Source organism: Ruegeria sp. CL6, assembly GCF_056536465.1.
The window spans coordinates 525647-540070 of record NZ_JBQFPR010000002.1 but is presented as its reverse complement, the minus strand read 5'-3'; the positions used below and the strand labels follow the sequence as shown (position 1 = coordinate 540070).

Genomic DNA, 14424 nt, shown 5'->3' with positions numbered 1-14424 from the left:
ATTTGGTTACTTTTGGTTTGGGGGTTGCGTCTCGTATTGATGGCACCTACATTTGGCTCAATCGCCCGGACTATCAGGGCGGGAAACTGCTCCCGCAGGCAGCACTCATTGGAAACACAGGTTTCCGCAGAGAGCATTCGAAGGGGCAACGAACCGGATCGATTGGTCCGGAGAGTTGTTAATCGTGCTCTCTCCGAATTCCCAACACGATCCTTTCTTGTCGACGCTAACGAGCGTCAAACGAAAGGAGGCGGCTATGTCTGCCAAAAAAACACAGAGCGACGCCAAGGCGTCCAACACACCGATCTGGATGGCGGACAAAGTCGTCCAATCTCAGATCAGCCAGATCAAGCCATACGCCAACAACAACCGCGTGCACGCGGCCAAGAGTATTGACAAGCTGAAGGCGTCGGTGGCTCAGTTTGGATTTGTCACTCCGATCCTTTTGGATGGTTCGGGCACAATCATTGCGGGTCATGGCCGCTATGAGGCCGCTAAGGCCCTGGGGTTGATGTCCGTGCCGACTGTTGTCGCGGATCACTTGTCAAAAGCGGAAGTGCGCGCCCTGCGGATCGCGGATAACAAGCTGGCGGAACTGTCGGATTGGAACGAAGCTGCTCTGCAGATCGAGTTTGCCGAGCTGATGGATCTCAGCCTTGATGGCGAGCTCGATTTTGATCTGGATATCACCGGGTTCGAAACGCCGGAGATCGACATCATCATCGACGCTGCGAGCGAGGCTGCGGAGACCGAAGCTGAAACTGTAGACACCCCGGACCCTGCGGCACCTGTCATCACGCAGCCGGGCGACCTCTGGCTTCTCGGAGATCACCGCATCTTCTGCGGAGATGCCTTGCACGCCCAGAGCTACGACACCTTGCTGGAAGGCGAGACACCACAGATGATCTTCACTGATCCGCCTTACAACGTACCGGTCAATGGGCATGTCCGCTGTGGCACCGATGGCGCTCATCGCGAATTTGCCATGGCGTCGGGAGAAATGTCGGATAGCGAGTTCCGCGGCTTTCTTTCAGGCATGATTACCCATTTGTTTGGCCGTCTGCCAGACGGGGGCATTGCGATGATCTGCATGGACTGGCGTCACATTGAAGAGTTGATTGCGGCGGGCAAGGCAGGTGGATTGGACCTCATCAACCTCTGCGTCTGGAACAAGACAAACGGAGGCATGGGCAGCCTTTACCGCTCCAAGCACGAGCTGGTCGCAATCTTTAAGAAGCCCGGTGCTGCGCATATCAACAATGTCGAATTGGGCAAACACGGGCGCAACCGCACCAATATATGGGATTATGCCGGAGTGAACAGCTTTGGGGCAGAGCGCGAGGCCGATCTTTCAGATCATCCCACAGTAAAGCCAACGGCACTGGTTGCAGATGCCATCATGGATGTGAGCCATCGTGGCGATCTCGTGCTGGACGCCTTTGGAGGGTCCGGTGCAACCTTGCTGGCGGCTGAGAAGACCGGACGCTGGGCGCGATTGATTGAGCTCGATCCGGCTTATGTCGATGTCGCGATCCGCCGTTGGCAGAAGATGACCGGTGAGAACGCCGTGCACGCGGTGACAGGCGAGACGTTCCATGCGCGTTCTGCGGCAACCAGTGCCACCTCAGAGCTGGAGGCGGATCATGTCTGACGATACGAAGGACTATGAGGTGGGTTACGGCAAACCGCCCAAAGCAACCCAGTTCAAGAAAGGCCGCTCCGGCAATCCAAAAGGGCGCCCGAAAGGTGCTAAAGGGGTTAATGCCAGCCTGAAACGCGAATTGGAAGCCAAGATCACCGTCCGCGAAGGCAACCGGGAAGTCCGGATTTCCAAGGCGGAGGCAATTGCCAAGCGGGTCACGGCCAGCGCATTGAAGGGTGACACGAAAATGCTGATGGCGCTGCTGAAGCTGGACACAGATCTGTTCAACACGAGTGACATGGAGCCGCAAGAAAGCGCCTGTGCGGTTGAGCCGGACAGTGTTGACTTTGATATCCTCCGGGATTTCTTTTCCGGCCAACTGGGCAGTGACGGCGGTCCTGAAGATGAGGAGGCGGAAGATGACGGCTCCTGATCCCAGAATGGTCCAGCAAGCCGCGCGCGAGGTTTGCCGGGACAATTTCTTTCCCTTCGTGTGGCGTGTGTTTGACACGCTGCACCAGGGGAGTGACCGCAGCTTTGATCCGGCCTGGCATGTGCGGGCCATGTGCCATGAGTTGGACAACGTTCGCGTCGGCGAGAACAAGCGGTTGATCATCAACATTCCGCCGCGTTGCCTGAAATCGGTCACCGTGGCCGTTGCATATGTCGCTTATCTTCTTGGGCACTCACCGAGCGCCAAGATTATTGTTGCCAGCTACGGGCTGGATCTGGCGCGCAAGCATTCCGAAGATTGTCGTCGGATCATGTCTGCGCGCTGGTACCGGGAAATGTTCCCTGAAACGGTCTTGGCTAAAAAGGGCAACACCTCAGAAGAAATCCGCACCACAAAGGGAGGCAGTCGCAAGGCTGTCTCCATCGGCAGTTCTGTTACTGGCCATGGCGCCGATTACATCATCATCGATGACCTGCTGAAAGCTGGTGATGCGGGTTCCGAGGCCGAGCTGGTCAAGGCACAGGAGTTCATTGAGGGGACCTTGCTGTCGCGCTTCGACAACCCGGCCGAAGGGCGTGTGGTTATGGTTGCACAGCGGCTGCACGAGATGGATCCGCCGGGTTATCTGCTCGAACGCGGCACCTATCGGCATCTGAATCTGCCTGCCATCGCCGAAGACCATGAAACGGTTCCTCTTGGGCGTGGAAGGGTCATGCGCCGCAAGCCGGGTGATCTTCTGTGCCCGTCGCGCCTGGATCAGAACACGCTGGATACCAAGCGTCGTGAAATGGGCGCAGCCGTGTTCAATTGTCAGTATCAGCAGAACCCCATTGCGCCAGACGGATCACCCTTGCGCTGGGAGTGGTTTGGCACCTACGAGACCATCGAAGATCGTCGTTGGTATCAGCTGGTCGTTCAGAGCTGGGATACGGGCATGTCAGCGGATCCCCGGTCCGACTTCTCGGCCTGTACAACCTGGGGGTTCCGCGAAAATGCGTGGTATCTTATCGACGTCTGGCGCGGGCAGGTAGACTACCCAGACCTAAAAGCCAAGGCACTGCAGCTTGTTCACCGTTGGGAACCGGATCGCGTTCTGATCGAAGATGCTGCCTCAGGCAAACCTCTTTTGGACGAGCTGTTTCGTGATGACCGTCGGCGCTACGAACGCATTAAACCCGACAAGGACAAGGAAACCCGGTTCCAGTCCGCTTGCGGTCCTGTCGAAGAGGGCAAGGTGTATCTGCCTGCAGACGCACCCTGGCTGCCGGTATTCAAACGAGAGCTTCAGTCCTTTCCACGCGGGCGCAACGACGATCAGGTCGACAGCTTTGCCCATTTTCTGAACTGGTCCAAGGGACTGGGATTCTACCGGGCATTGGGCCGGGACCACCGGATCAACATCGAACGTCGGGAGCGCAATCGAGAGAGGGTCAGACGGCGGTAGAACCTCAGCGTCAAGCTTGAAAACTCGTTGAATAGTGCAGGGAGGGCCGATGTCGGACCAATCCTGAGAGCGGCCCCAATGACCGCTCGCAACCACAAACCAGTCTCATCGCTAATGCCGTCGGATGACTGCTTCGAGCCCAAGGGAGACACCCTGCTTCTGTCAAGTTCGCAACTGCGGCATCCCGCAGTGTCTCTTGGCCAGCCGCAGGGCAGCATTAGAACCGGACGTTCGTTTGGTCCGCAGCGAAGACTGAAGGGGCCGTGTCTGCAACGCGGACGTTTCTGCCGGTCGCTGATGCAGCGAAATCACCTTGATTGCTCAGCTGGATTGCCGGGTCAGAGATCGAAACCGCCAGCATCAAAGCCGCCGTCAAACCCTCCGAAATTGCCGCCACCAAAATCGGGTTCCGGGAGCGGAACCGCAATTGGCGGGCTGGGTTCGATCGGCAAGCCGGGCTCAGGTGGTAAGACATCGGGCGGCAGAACGCCCGGCGGGCGCGGATAGTAACCACCCCAGCGCCACCAGGGGCCACGGCCATAGCCGACATGGACGGAAACGCCGGTCCGCACGTTGGGCTGGCCAGTGGTAGGCCCGCAGGCGGTCAGTGCGAAGGTCGCAGCGACAAGAGCCACGGGCAAGGTCAGGCGCAGTATGGGCACCATCATGCCGCACCTCCGATCAGCGACACCCCAACCGCCGCGCCGGTGGGATCGAGCAGCACGGCTGCATCTTCGGCGACGGTCAGCGGGCCTCCGCCCAGTTCCTGAGACCGGGCAATGGCCCAACCGATATCCGAGACTCCAACGTAGGGCAGCCATGTCGGTTCCGCTTTGCGTCGGGATATCCGCACCAATCCGCCACGGACGGCGCCACCGCTGGAAAAGACGGTTTGACCATTCTTCTGCGCGGTCTCCCATCCGGCGAGCGCGTGATAGAAAGACCGGGCCCGACTGGGGTTGTCAGTCAGAAGATCGGCCCAGTACCATGTGTTCTCCCGCAGTGAAGCGTTCAGCGGGAACCCGCCCGGCCCGTCATAAAGCACCAGCAACGCCCCGCTTGCGTCGCGAATGGTAGAGAACGTCCCGGCAGATGTGGCGAAGGGAGACCTGACCTGCTTGCCACCCCTGCCCAGGGCAATCTTCGTTGCGGCGATGGTATCGACGACGGTCAGCACGGGGACCCATTGCGACGGAAACTCGACATCAGAGCCCGCATCGGCAGAAGCAATCACACCGCCCAGCGCCTCTCCACCTCCGCTGACAGGAATATACCCGTCACTGGCCGGGGATCCGAATTGCCAGCCGAACATGCCGCCATAAAAGGACTTCGCCGCATCAGGGTCGCTGGTGATCAGATCAAACCAAGCAAAACTGCCGGGCACGATACTTTGACGCGTAGCGACGCATCCGGCGATTAGCAGTGCCGACGCAGCCAGGGAAGTTCCCAGCATCATTCTGCGGTTCATCATCAAATCAAATCCCAACAATTCACTTTGGTCGAACTCGGTGAGTTAATCAGGCCGGCTCCGCCAAATCAACCGTCACTTGACGGTCAGTCGGTGTTCGGTTTTCAAGGAAATCTACCCGAGCGGCATTTCGGCAAACGGCGATTACGGCCGCATGTGAAACATCCGACGGCCGTGCAGTGAATGGCGGGATTGGTTTTGGACCTTTTACACGCTTCGAATGTCCGGTTTTTAGAAATGATGCCGCGCCGCCGCTGACAACACAGTGAATCGGTCGAGCAATCAAGGTGCTTTTCGCTGCGGACGCATCAGGCAGCTCCGTCCGCCTAGCAGTCGTTGAGTGAAACTCACTTAACATCGGCACCAAGGCCGGAGCGTTCGTTGAAAAATGGAATTTAGCAATTTTCATCTCGATAGAAAGCCCCACCAAGTTTGACCAGCAATCTGCCGGGGACCAGCAAAATCGCTTAAACTTGGATGGGGCTGAGTGCTGGTGTTGCAACACCTATTAACGAAGTAGGCCAAACTATTTAGAAGGCAAAACAACTGCTGCGAACTAGTTGAACACCATTGCACACCTGGACCTCCAAATGTGACATGCGATGTGAGTTAGCGAATGACCGCACCGAGCCCGCTCCGGAACTTTCATTTTTAAAGCTGGTTGGTACGAATAATAAGCTGTTCGTCCCCCGTCTTGTTTGGGCCATCGCGCATGGATCTGAGTGGTCCTGGTGCACGGGATTTGGAAAAGTCCGCTTTTGCGGGGTAAGTTGGTGGTTTAGTCCTCTCGACCGAAGGGAGGCCAATGAGAGGTCAATCATAATGAACGACGTCCCAGTAGACGGCGCCCCACCTTCAGGGCCACCTTGGATAGCCCCGGAAATTCAACAAAAGATCGCTTGGAGGGACGGTGATGTAGTGATTTCTGTTCCAATAAAAAGCGGGACAACCTGGACAATGAACATCGTTCATCAGTTGTTAACGGGCGGGACTGATGATTTTCGAGACGTCTACGAAGAGGTGCCTTGGATTGAGTTTTTGGCCTTCCCAGGGCAGCCCCAAGAAGCCGTGGTTGAACGGGTAACAGCCATGCCAACCAACACGCGCCGCGCTTTCAAGACGCATTCGCCGCCACCTGCGGTGCCGTTTCAGAGCGTCGGGTCGGGCACCGACGTCAAATATGTCGTAATCATGCGAAATCCGGAGGAGGCCCTCGTTTCATTCAGGCCATTCCTGAACAAGCACTCGGACGCATGGTATGAACTCTGGGGCGTGCCAAGAGAAGCCCTTTGTCGACCCGACTTTCCAACCTTCTATTCTGATGTGATTGACGCCAACGGTATGCAAGGCGCGATCTTTGGCTTTCTCGCCGCGTGGTGGCCGCTCCGGAATGAACCAAACGTTTTGTTCCTGCACTTCTCTGACATGAAGAGTGACCACCAAGGATCAATCCGAAAGATTGCCGAATTCATCGGTGAAGAGCTGACCGAAGAACAATGGGCTAATGTGCTTGAGTTTACATCCTTCCCATGGATGAAAGCGAATGAGGGAAAGTTTGAAGGGCGTACGGCCTCAGAGATCCCAATCCTTAATTCCGGAGCCATGATCCGCAAGGGCGCCGTTGGCGAGGCAAGAATGGATGGAATGACGGAGGAGATTGCCCGGCACCTGCGCGAAGTTGGTGGCCAGATTTGTCCTGAGCCCGCCGCCATCAAATGGGTTTACGAGGGAGGCACTTTACCCAATTAAGTCGCACATGTGCGGCGAAGCAAATACGGAAGAACTGGCAAAACTAAGGACCAATGGGCAGGTTTCTGACACCCTGCTTTGTCCGCAAGTTTAACGTTAGGCTCTAGTGCTGAGAGTATCCTAAGTTTTTTAGGCCCTCTTATTTGGCGAGGTCTCCGACGATGCCAACTGCGTCTACGACCGTTGACAGGTCATCAGTAACTTCCAAAATCTCATCGTTGACGCGTATGTAACGATTGCCTTTTCCCGGAGGCTTTAATTTCCAGTCTGCAAGGTCTCCAATGTCCGTGTAGTCCAAGTCGCTGGGAAGCTTGGCGCCCCGTGTATATCTCTTTATTTGTCCTGGAGGCACAGCTTTCTGGCCCTTGCCTGGTTTGCCGTCCAGCTGAACTTTCTTGTCTTTTGAGTTTCCGCCTTTCTCTTTGGCGGATGCCAAATCAACGCCTCCAAATGTCAAGCTAAGAGCAAGTAACCAAACGAATACGGAATAGATCTTCACGCGATGTCCCTTCAATTTCACAGAGCTCTTACTAACAATGCACAAGCCACAATTGCTTTGGAAGAATCAAATTATGCAGCAGTGATCGATGGTGTTCCAAACCATTGCGCTTGTCGGTCTGACTTTGAAAACGCCTGGACAGTCTGGCCATGATTGATGTGTGCGTGTATTTTTTGAGCGAGCGCACATATCCGTGCCGAGTACTCTTTGGGGAGAGAGTATATGACGACAACACACACAGGTTATCTGCTTATTGCTGATATTACCGGCTACACACAATTTCTGACATCTTCGGAAATGGATCACGCCAATCCAATCCTGCAATCTCTCCTGGGAGTTTTGCTTGAGCAAGTTGGGGACCCGCTGCACTTTTGGAAAACCGAAGGCGACGCTGTTTTAGCGTATTCGACACGGCAGGATTTTCCAGCGGGTGAGACGTTTCTGACCATTTGCGAAAATCTCTATAACGCGTTTGCGCTACGACGGCAGGATATAATCGCGAACACAACATGCAACTGTAATGCTTGCGCAAATGTCAGCACACTAGACCTCAAAATCATCGCCCACCATGGCCAATTCGACGAAATGCAAATGGGTCCTACCAAGGACATATCCGGTGCCGATGTCATTCTGGTCCACAGATTGACCAAGACAGATGTTGCAGAACGTACGGGCATTCGCAGCTATGCCCTCTTCAGCGAAGCAGCCGCAGATGCCATGGATATCAGTGAAATAATGGAGCCATTTTCGCAGGATATTGAACACTTTGGTGAAGTCTGCATGAAGGTCTATGATCTGGCTAAATCGTGGGAGCGCCTGCGCGCCAAACGCCAACGCCATTATCTCGCCGAAGAGGATGGCGTTTGGACTTTCCGACACCATTTCAACGCGCCTATCGGCGTGGTTTGGGAATTTCTGGTAGCTCCTAAGCTCAAACAGAACTGGATGGACCGCATCAAGACGGTCACGGTTGAAAATCCGCAAGGTCGTCTTGCCCCCGGATCTAACTATCATTGCGCTCATGAGCTGGCAGACTTTTATTATCGCGTCACTGATTGGGAGCCTTTTGAGTACTTTTCGACGCGAATCCAAGATCCCGCCCGTCCGCACATTAGCCTGCCGGAAACCTATCATCTGACGGAAAACAATGGTGGCACTGATTTGCGCTACACATTCGGCGAAGCAACTGATTCAGCTGGAAACCGTTCAGAAATCTCTGAACAAGAGGCGGCGGCATTTCTGGCGGAATTTTGGGCTGCGTCCTTTATGGAAATGGACAAAAAACTCGGCCAGTCCAATTAATGGCATATGGTGTAATGCCCAAACTAAGGTCGAGTTACTGGTGGATGCTAGACCTGTCTTATCCGTGACGTGGACAATGGCGTCAAAAACCTGCGGCCAAGCCCTGATAGGTAATGGTCACGTTAAAGCGCTACGTAAGCCACTTTCAATGAGCGCGACCTGCCTACGGAAAGTAGTTAGATTAACCCTTGGCCTGTTCCAGACCCTCTGTGCGTCATGCGTCAAAGTTCCAGATGTCACGCTGAACCTTCCAGCCGTCGTTGCCTTTTCGGAAGTAAAGAATGTACTTCCCAGCAAGTGCTTGCCCGCCCATTGAGCCTGTCAAAGTCCCCATCGTAACTGCAAAGTCTCCGCTGACATGAGCTGCGGTTGGATTGGCCAAAACGTTCTCAAGGCCCCCATCAATTGCCGCCTGCCAATACTCTCGGATGGCCGCGTGGCCAGACATTGTAGGAGCACCAGGTGGCATGAGGGCTCCATCTTCGGCGTAAGCGGCTGTCGCCATACTCGCATCCTTTGCATTGATCCCTTCAATGATGGACGCGTCGAGGGCCTTTACACTTTCAACATCAGACATCTTTTCCCCCTAAGTTTACCCGCTGGTGTCATCAGACTATCACAAAAGCCTGTCTCGATGCTCGTCTTTGTGCGTCACGTGAGAAATACTTAAATTTGGGAAAACGAATTGTCGCGGCTTGGGCCGTTTACTCTGCGCGTAAGGCGCATGATGCATAGCAGCTTTGTCCGCATCGCGGTCGCTAGCGAAGTTTCGGCGAATGACCAAACCGAGCACGAAACGTCCTATTGGGCCGCTGACAATATCTGTAGTTTTGACTCCTGCAAATTTGAAATTTGCTTTGTGAATTAGGTCACATCTCAATGAGTTTCATTCTGATATTTTGTTAGTATCGAGGGAGATTTAATCATGAACATGGTTGTTGCACTCGCACTGCTATCTGCTCTTTTTTATTGTATTGCTATGGTCGCCATGAAGTCATGGTGGACACTACCCAGCCTGGGCGTGGCAACCATAATCGCTGTTGCCTTACTTACAGCTGGCGCATTCGAAGTTGCTGCTCTGGGGCATGAAAAACTGGGGCTGATTTACGTGGCTGTAATGGGAGCTGAAGTCATAATTTTGGGTGTAGTCTCACATTTTTTCTTCGAAGAGGTATACTCAGTCAAAGAAGCTGCCGGGATTGCACTAGTTCTTGTTGGAACAGCTGTCGCCTGGACTTAGCCCTTCGATTTCACAACGATCTTGCTGCTCAGCGACCTCTTTGAGCGCCCCTATAGTTCGCATAGCAGACATTCACGTTTCGCACGTTTAGGTCTGCCATCCGTCCATAAGCGGATATCTGACCAAATGATTACGATGTCCGCGTTGAGCCCAATGTGGACATTGAAGATTCAATAGTCGCAATTGTGACTACTGTATCGCCACAGCTCGAGCCTCACCGGCCAGAGACATGTATTCGCGCACCGCAATGACATCTTCTGGCGAGGTTAAGTGCCCAGCCTTTAGGAGGTTGGCAAGCAGCTTGGCTTGGCTCCATTCTTCACGAGCTCCGAATTGACGGGCCACAACCGCGGCAATCGATGGTTCATTCTGCAAAACCGTTGCAACAGCGCCTCGAACAACGTTTTGCATCTCTTCTTCCCCGGATTGGCTATGAATTGCCAAAGCCTCGGCGACCAGTTCCTTGTTTTCGAGCGGAAGTGTTTCATCTGCTAGATAACCCATCGCCAATTCGAAGGCGGCCTCTGGCCCACCGTGTTCCAAGAAAGCTGTCGCGAAAGCGCCCAATGCAGGACCGGATTTATTTGAATAAACTTTAAGCCCCAGTTTCAAAGGTCGCTCAGCTTCCCTGCCGTCGGACAGTCCAAGGAGAAGAATCTGTATTGGCAAGAGTGTGGGGTCTGACAAAGCAACCCATTGTGAAGTGATAGAAGCCGCCGGTATGGTCAGTTCAAGCCCCTTCAGCGTCTTGTAGTCCACACGGTCTAATTCGCGGAGCGCCAACCGATGCACGCGGATGTCTGAGTGGCCTAACATAGCTCCGAAATACGCCAACCTGTCAGCGTCGTTCCCTCCGCGCCAGTCCTCAAGCCTAGCGATGATATGATCAAAGATTGGGATCAGATCTCCATCGACAAGCGCAAGTCGCGTCCAAGCGCCATACTTTTCCCGTCCAAAAACTGCGTAGGCCCCCGGACTTTTCCCCAGTCTTTCGATTGCAGTTGCGTCTACGCGTTGCGGAATTTCTATATTTTCGCGCGCTATACCGATTGCAGCAATCGGGTCGTATCGCAATGGGTCCACTGGATCCTCTATCACCGGAATTGCCAGCGCGATTTCGTTACTGCGCAGTAACTTGTCCACTAGAGTGTCTTGAGGGATATAGTTGTGAAAGGCGCAGGCAAGCGCAGTGGGGACGGCCATAAGCACGGAGACTACTGAGCCCGAAAAGGCTGCGATGATTATACGTTTCAACGTCTTAACCTACCTGAGAAGATTTGACTTTCATGCAACAGTCCAATCACAGCGTGTCCGTCTCCATGCCCTCCAACCATGTCTCGCTCACGGCGATGTTCTCGATCTGCATTGAATCGACTGCTGTGGGGTCATCTTCGAGAATTGCGAGGTCTGCGTATTTGCCAACTTCGAGGCTGCCTGCGATGTCGTCCATGTGCAGCTGCCACGCCGCATGAGTCGTGACCCCTTTTAGCGCCTCTTCTACCGGAATGCGCTGGTCTGGCGCGAATACCTCACCCCCGTCAGCCATGACACGGGTGACCATATCTTGCACACAGCGCAGTGGGCCAAGCGGCGATACCGAGTAGTCACTGTGCATTGAGAACGGGATGCCCTTTTCAACGGCTGTGGCAGCGGCATCGTAGTACTCGACCCTTTCTGGCCCAAGCAGATTGTCCCGGAATGCCTTACCCCACCAACGGATATGGCCGGATAGGTAGGTTGGTGAAACACCGAGTTCCTTCATCTTGTCGTACTGCTCGGGGTGGCCGACGCTGCAATGCTCAATCCGGTGCCGATGATCGTCACGTGGATTCTCCGACAAAACCTGTTCGTACACACGTAGCACTAGATCTATGGCGGCATCCCCGTTTCCATGAACGGCAAGAGAGAAGCCATCCCCATGTGCACGTTTGACCACTTCGTACAGTTGATCCTCGGTGTAGTTGAGTGCTCCACGACTGTCCGTGCCAAGGTAAGGCTCGCGCAAGTAAGAGCTGTAGGCCTGCGTTGCGCCATCTGACCACGCCTTCATCTTGGCAACGCGCATCTTGTCGTCGCCGTAGCCCATACCGATTCCGTTTTCGGCCCATTCGTCCATCAGGGTTGAGACTAGAAACGCGCGCGTCCGCACCGGCGCGCGATCCTTGATGCGCTCAAATAATCTGAGGTCTTCTATCCCTTTGTTTTGACCGACGCTTGGATCACCGAAGGTCGTAATTCCGACCTTGGCACCCGAGTTGAAAAAACGGAGCGTTCGCGCCTCCATATCCTTATCGGTCAGTTGTTGGGCAGCGTTTAGAAACGGGCCAAATGTCGGGAGCTCTTCCAAGCGACCAGTGAGTTCCCCGTCGTCATTTTTGACGTAGCGAGCCGCGACGGGGTCCGGAGTGTTCTTGTCGATTCCAACGATTTTGAAGGCGAGTGAATTAGCGTAAGCTGCATGACCACTTCCTTCCAGCAACAGGAACGGGTTGTTGGGGGCGATGCGGTCCATATCCTCAAGAGTGAACTGTCGTCCGCCGGGGGTCACGACGCCGTCATAGTCAGCGGCCAGAAGCCAATCGCCTTCTTTCAATTTGGCGGCACCTTCGTTCAGTTTTTGCATTACCTCATCGAAACTCGCCACTTCTGTCGGACTGATGATAATAAAGTCGTCCTTGACCACCGAATACGAATGCGCGTGGCTGTCGATCATGCCGGGCATTAGCGTTCTGCCGTCAAGATCAATGATGCGTGTCGTGCTCGCGGTTAGCGCGTCGATTTCGCCTTGGCTACCGGTAGCGACGATCCGCCCATCACGGATCGCCAGAGCTTCAGCCCGTGGATTGGAGGTGTCCATCGTTAGGATACTACCGCCACTGAAAACCACGTCTGCTGCATCAGATTGGGCAAGAGCTGTTCGATAGGGAAGCATAAGAGCCCCTGCAGCAGCGAGCGACCCGGTTTTCAATACATCACGCCTGTTTGGTAGGTATGCCGTTTTGTAGGGAAGCAATGGGTCTCTCATGCGATAACTCCTTATATCTCAATAAATTTTGATTAAGCCGCTGCGCAGCCGGCTCTATGTGTCTCGAATTCGGTTTGGCAAAGACACCTAAACTCCATGCGTTTGCAGGACTCATTACATGACGGAATGCATGAAAGTCTGCCTCCGCTATCCTCTATTGGGCATTCCCAACCCGCTTTGCTTTCGACGAATTGTCGCGATCAGATTAGTTGATTTGGTGAAGTTCTCGCGATGAAATAGTATTCAATTTATCCGGTGTATTATTTTTTTCGGACCGCACATTAATTTTGGTCCTAAGTGTTTCACGTATCTTGGAGCGGCCATATGCAGTTGCGACCTATAAAGAGTTTTGCACAACACTTCACGAACGCACCAGTTCGGGAAACAGAACTTGTTCAGCTTGGTCTCGGTAAAATCGACTTAAAAGATTGTTGGATCTACGGAGAAAACAGTTTCGTGAATACTGCCTCCAGTAAAGCCCGGTCTTCTTGGACAGTGCTCGGCCGGCAGGATTTGATGGCACTAATGTTGCCGCTTTCTTGGGATGGGGATTACCGCGTAAATGGTTGGTATTCCAATCCTGGCGATGTCTATCTTCTAGACGGGCAGTACGAGTACTGCAACGTAGGTCAAGATCGGAAAGTGCTATTCATTGCTTTCGAACGCCATCGAATGACAAGGGAAATCGCCTCCTTAAGCAGGCGTACCTACGATGAGCTGCCCAAGGGGCACAATAAGTTGGAAGTTGGTCTGGCAACAGCCGAGAAGCTATCCAAGATAGCTGACCGAGCTTTCCTAAATGCCACGCCTTTTGATCAAAGCGGCCGACGGTTTGCCATGAACCGCATAGTGGAAAGCGCATTCTTTGCTCAGATCGCGGACTGGATGTTGTCTTTGAACCTATTATCCAAAAGTACACATGTTTTGGAAAAGGCAGCGTTTAAAAGTGTTAGGTTGGCGAGGGACGCAATCACTCGTATCTCTCCGGACGAACTAACGATCTCAACTCTGTGTCGAGTGGCAGGCGTCGGGCGCAGCCAACTTCACGAGAGCTTTGTCGATATTTTTGGTGAATCGCCCTGGCAATATGTACTGAAACGGCGCTTGACCTCCGTCAGAGAGCATCTCCTAGACGTTGAATCACCACCAAGATCAGTAAAGGACACGGCGCTCATGCATGGTTTCTTGTCGGGTGGCCATTTTGCGAAAGAATACCAAAAGATGTTCAGAGAGTTGCCGTCTGAGACGTTGAAAAAGACCTTGGCCGACAAGTCTTAACTGTGATCAGGCCGCCCGCGGTTTTGGCGTCAATTGGCTAAGCAATCAATATTTTCTTGGAGCTTCTAATCAAATTACGAGGGCAACCACTTCGACGTATTATGAATTGGGTTGTCGGTATGGATGAAAATCTGCATGGTCCGCATAGCCGACTTCGATCAAATGGCAGCAATGTCCGCATAGCGGTCATTGACGATGCAATCGGCTGATGGTTGCTTTCACCAAAACCGGCCATTCGTACAAAGCGCAGCGACCGACGGCTTCGAGCCTAAAGTTACAGTTAACTAGTAACGGTGACGTTTTGGGTTTCACCGGACCGATCG

Annotated in this window: 13 protein-coding genes; 7 read left to right on the top strand and 6 right to left on the bottom strand. The window is 53.8% G+C overall.

Annotated elements, in window-relative coordinates; translation table 11 throughout:
- Positions 1–256 precede the first annotated feature (256 nt).
- The 3 genes from ACR0LH_RS07545 to terL are packed head-to-tail and all read left to right on the top strand — an operon-like array spanning position 257 to position 3540.
- Entirely contained in the window at positions 257–1651 is a 1395-nt protein-coding gene (locus ACR0LH_RS07545) for a site-specific DNA-methyltransferase (RefSeq protein WP_480720350.1), read from the top strand.
- Positions 1644–2075, top strand: coding sequence for a DUF5681 domain-containing protein (locus ACR0LH_RS07540; RefSeq protein ID WP_170752099.1), 432 nt, complete (start codon positions 1644–1646; stop codon positions 2073–2075). Before ACR0LH_RS07545 ends, ACR0LH_RS07540 begins: the two co-directional genes overlap by 8 nt.
- On the top strand, positions 2062–3540 hold the full coding sequence (terL, locus tag ACR0LH_RS07535; protein WP_480720349.1) for a phage terminase large subunit: 1479 nt from the start codon (positions 2062–2064) through the stop codon (positions 3538–3540). The genes ACR0LH_RS07540 and terL overlap by 14 nt, the downstream gene beginning before the upstream one ends.
- Positions 3541–3878: 338 nt before the next feature.
- On the opposite strand, the gene ACR0LH_RS07530 is transcribed toward terL, so the two are convergent.
- Together ACR0LH_RS07530 and ACR0LH_RS07525 are read right to left on the bottom strand one after the other, a co-directional pair.
- Positions 3879–4208, bottom strand: a complete 330-nt coding sequence (locus tag ACR0LH_RS07530; protein WP_170384192.1) for a hypothetical protein — start codon at positions 4206–4208, stop codon at positions 3879–3881.
- Positions 4205–5011, bottom strand: coding sequence for a VOC family protein (locus ACR0LH_RS07525; RefSeq protein WP_170558228.1), 807 nt, complete (start codon positions 5009–5011; stop codon positions 4205–4207). Before ACR0LH_RS07525 ends, ACR0LH_RS07530 begins: the two co-directional genes overlap by 4 nt.
- Positions 5012–5605: 594 nt before the next feature.
- On the opposite strand from ACR0LH_RS07525, the gene ACR0LH_RS07520 reads away from it, so the two are divergent.
- On the top strand, positions 5606–6757 hold the full coding sequence (locus ACR0LH_RS07520; RefSeq protein WP_480720699.1) for a sulfotransferase domain-containing protein: 1152 nt from the start codon (positions 5606–5608) through the stop codon (positions 6755–6757).
- A gap of 139 nt (positions 6758–6896) precedes the next feature.
- Here ACR0LH_RS07520 and ACR0LH_RS07515 read toward each other — a convergent pair whose 3' ends face one another.
- Entirely contained in the window at positions 6897–7256 is a 360-nt protein-coding gene (locus tag ACR0LH_RS07515; RefSeq protein WP_170484836.1) for a hypothetical protein, read from the bottom strand.
- A 222-nt stretch (positions 7257–7478) separates the two neighbouring features.
- On the opposite strand from ACR0LH_RS07515, the gene ACR0LH_RS07510 reads away from it, so the two are divergent.
- Positions 7479–8558 carry a DUF2652 domain-containing protein gene (locus ACR0LH_RS07510; protein WP_480720348.1) on the top strand — a complete coding sequence of 360 codons (1080 nt, stop codon included), beginning with the start codon at positions 7479–7481 and terminating at the stop codon, positions 8556–8558.
- Between the two features lie 214 nt (positions 8559–8772).
- Here the strand turns inward: ACR0LH_RS07510 and ACR0LH_RS07505 are convergent, their stop codons facing one another.
- Complete coding sequence (locus ACR0LH_RS07505) at positions 8773–9135, bottom strand: nuclear transport factor 2 family protein (protein ID WP_170484832.1); 363 nt, start codon at positions 9133–9135, stop codon at positions 8773–8775.
- Between the two features lie 348 nt (positions 9136–9483).
- On the opposite strand from ACR0LH_RS07505, the gene ACR0LH_RS07500 reads away from it, so the two are divergent.
- Positions 9484–9798 carry a hypothetical protein gene (locus tag ACR0LH_RS07500; protein WP_480720347.1) on the top strand — a complete coding sequence of 105 codons (315 nt, stop codon included), beginning with the start codon at positions 9484–9486 and terminating at the stop codon, positions 9796–9798.
- 189 nt (positions 9799–9987) lie between these two features.
- Here the strand turns inward: ACR0LH_RS07500 and ACR0LH_RS07495 are convergent, their stop codons facing one another.
- Complete coding sequence (locus ACR0LH_RS07495) at positions 9988–11052, bottom strand: hypothetical protein (protein WP_480720346.1); 1065 nt, start codon at positions 11050–11052, stop codon at positions 9988–9990.
- Positions 11053–11098: 46 nt separating this feature from the next.
- Positions 11099–12823 carry an amidohydrolase gene (locus ACR0LH_RS07490; protein ID WP_480720345.1) on the bottom strand — a complete coding sequence of 575 codons (1725 nt, stop codon included), beginning with the start codon at positions 12821–12823 and terminating at the stop codon, positions 11099–11101.
- 324 nt (positions 12824–13147) lie between these two features.
- Here ACR0LH_RS07490 and ACR0LH_RS07485 point away from each other — a divergent pair, with 324 nt between their 5' ends.
- Complete coding sequence (locus ACR0LH_RS07485; protein ID WP_480720343.1) at positions 13148–14101, top strand: helix-turn-helix domain-containing protein; 954 nt, start codon at positions 13148–13150, stop codon at positions 14099–14101.
- Positions 14102–14424: the final 323 nt, after the last annotated feature.

Excerpts from the sequence above, each read along its gene's own strand:
- ACR0LH_RS07490 (WP_480720345.1), bottom strand. The coding sequence starts at position 12,823 with ATGAGAGACCCATTGCTTCCCTACAAAACGGCATACCTACCAAACAGG.
- ACR0LH_RS07520 (WP_480720699.1), top strand. The coding sequence starts at position 5,606 with ATGCGATGTGAGTTAGCGAATGACCGCACCGAGCCCGCTCCGGAACTT.
- ACR0LH_RS07545 (WP_480720350.1), top strand. The coding sequence starts at position 257 with ATGTCTGCCAAAAAAACACAGAGCGACGCCAAGGCGTCCAACACACCG.
- ACR0LH_RS07485 (WP_480720343.1), top strand. The coding sequence starts at position 13,148 with ATGCAGTTGCGACCTATAAAGAGTTTTGCACAACACTTCACGAACGCA.
- ACR0LH_RS07505 (WP_170484832.1), bottom strand. The coding sequence starts at position 9,135 with ATGTCTGATGTTGAAAGTGTAAAGGCCCTCGACGCGTCCATCATTGAA.
- ACR0LH_RS07540 (WP_170752099.1), top strand. The coding sequence starts at position 1,644 with ATGTCTGACGATACGAAGGACTATGAGGTGGGTTACGGCAAACCGCCC.
- ACR0LH_RS07530 (WP_170384192.1), bottom strand. The coding sequence starts at position 4,208 with ATGATGGTGCCCATACTGCGCCTGACCTTGCCCGTGGCTCTTGTCGCT.
- ACR0LH_RS07525 (WP_170558228.1), bottom strand. The coding sequence starts at position 5,011 with ATGATGAACCGCAGAATGATGCTGGGAACTTCCCTGGCTGCGTCGGCA.
- terL (WP_480720349.1), top strand. The coding sequence starts at position 2,062 with ATGACGGCTCCTGATCCCAGAATGGTCCAGCAAGCCGCGCGCGAGGTT.
- ACR0LH_RS07500 (WP_480720347.1), top strand. The coding sequence starts at position 9,484 with ATGAACATGGTTGTTGCACTCGCACTGCTATCTGCTCTTTTTTATTGT.
- ACR0LH_RS07510 (WP_480720348.1), top strand. The coding sequence starts at position 7,479 with ATGACGACAACACACACAGGTTATCTGCTTATTGCTGATATTACCGGC.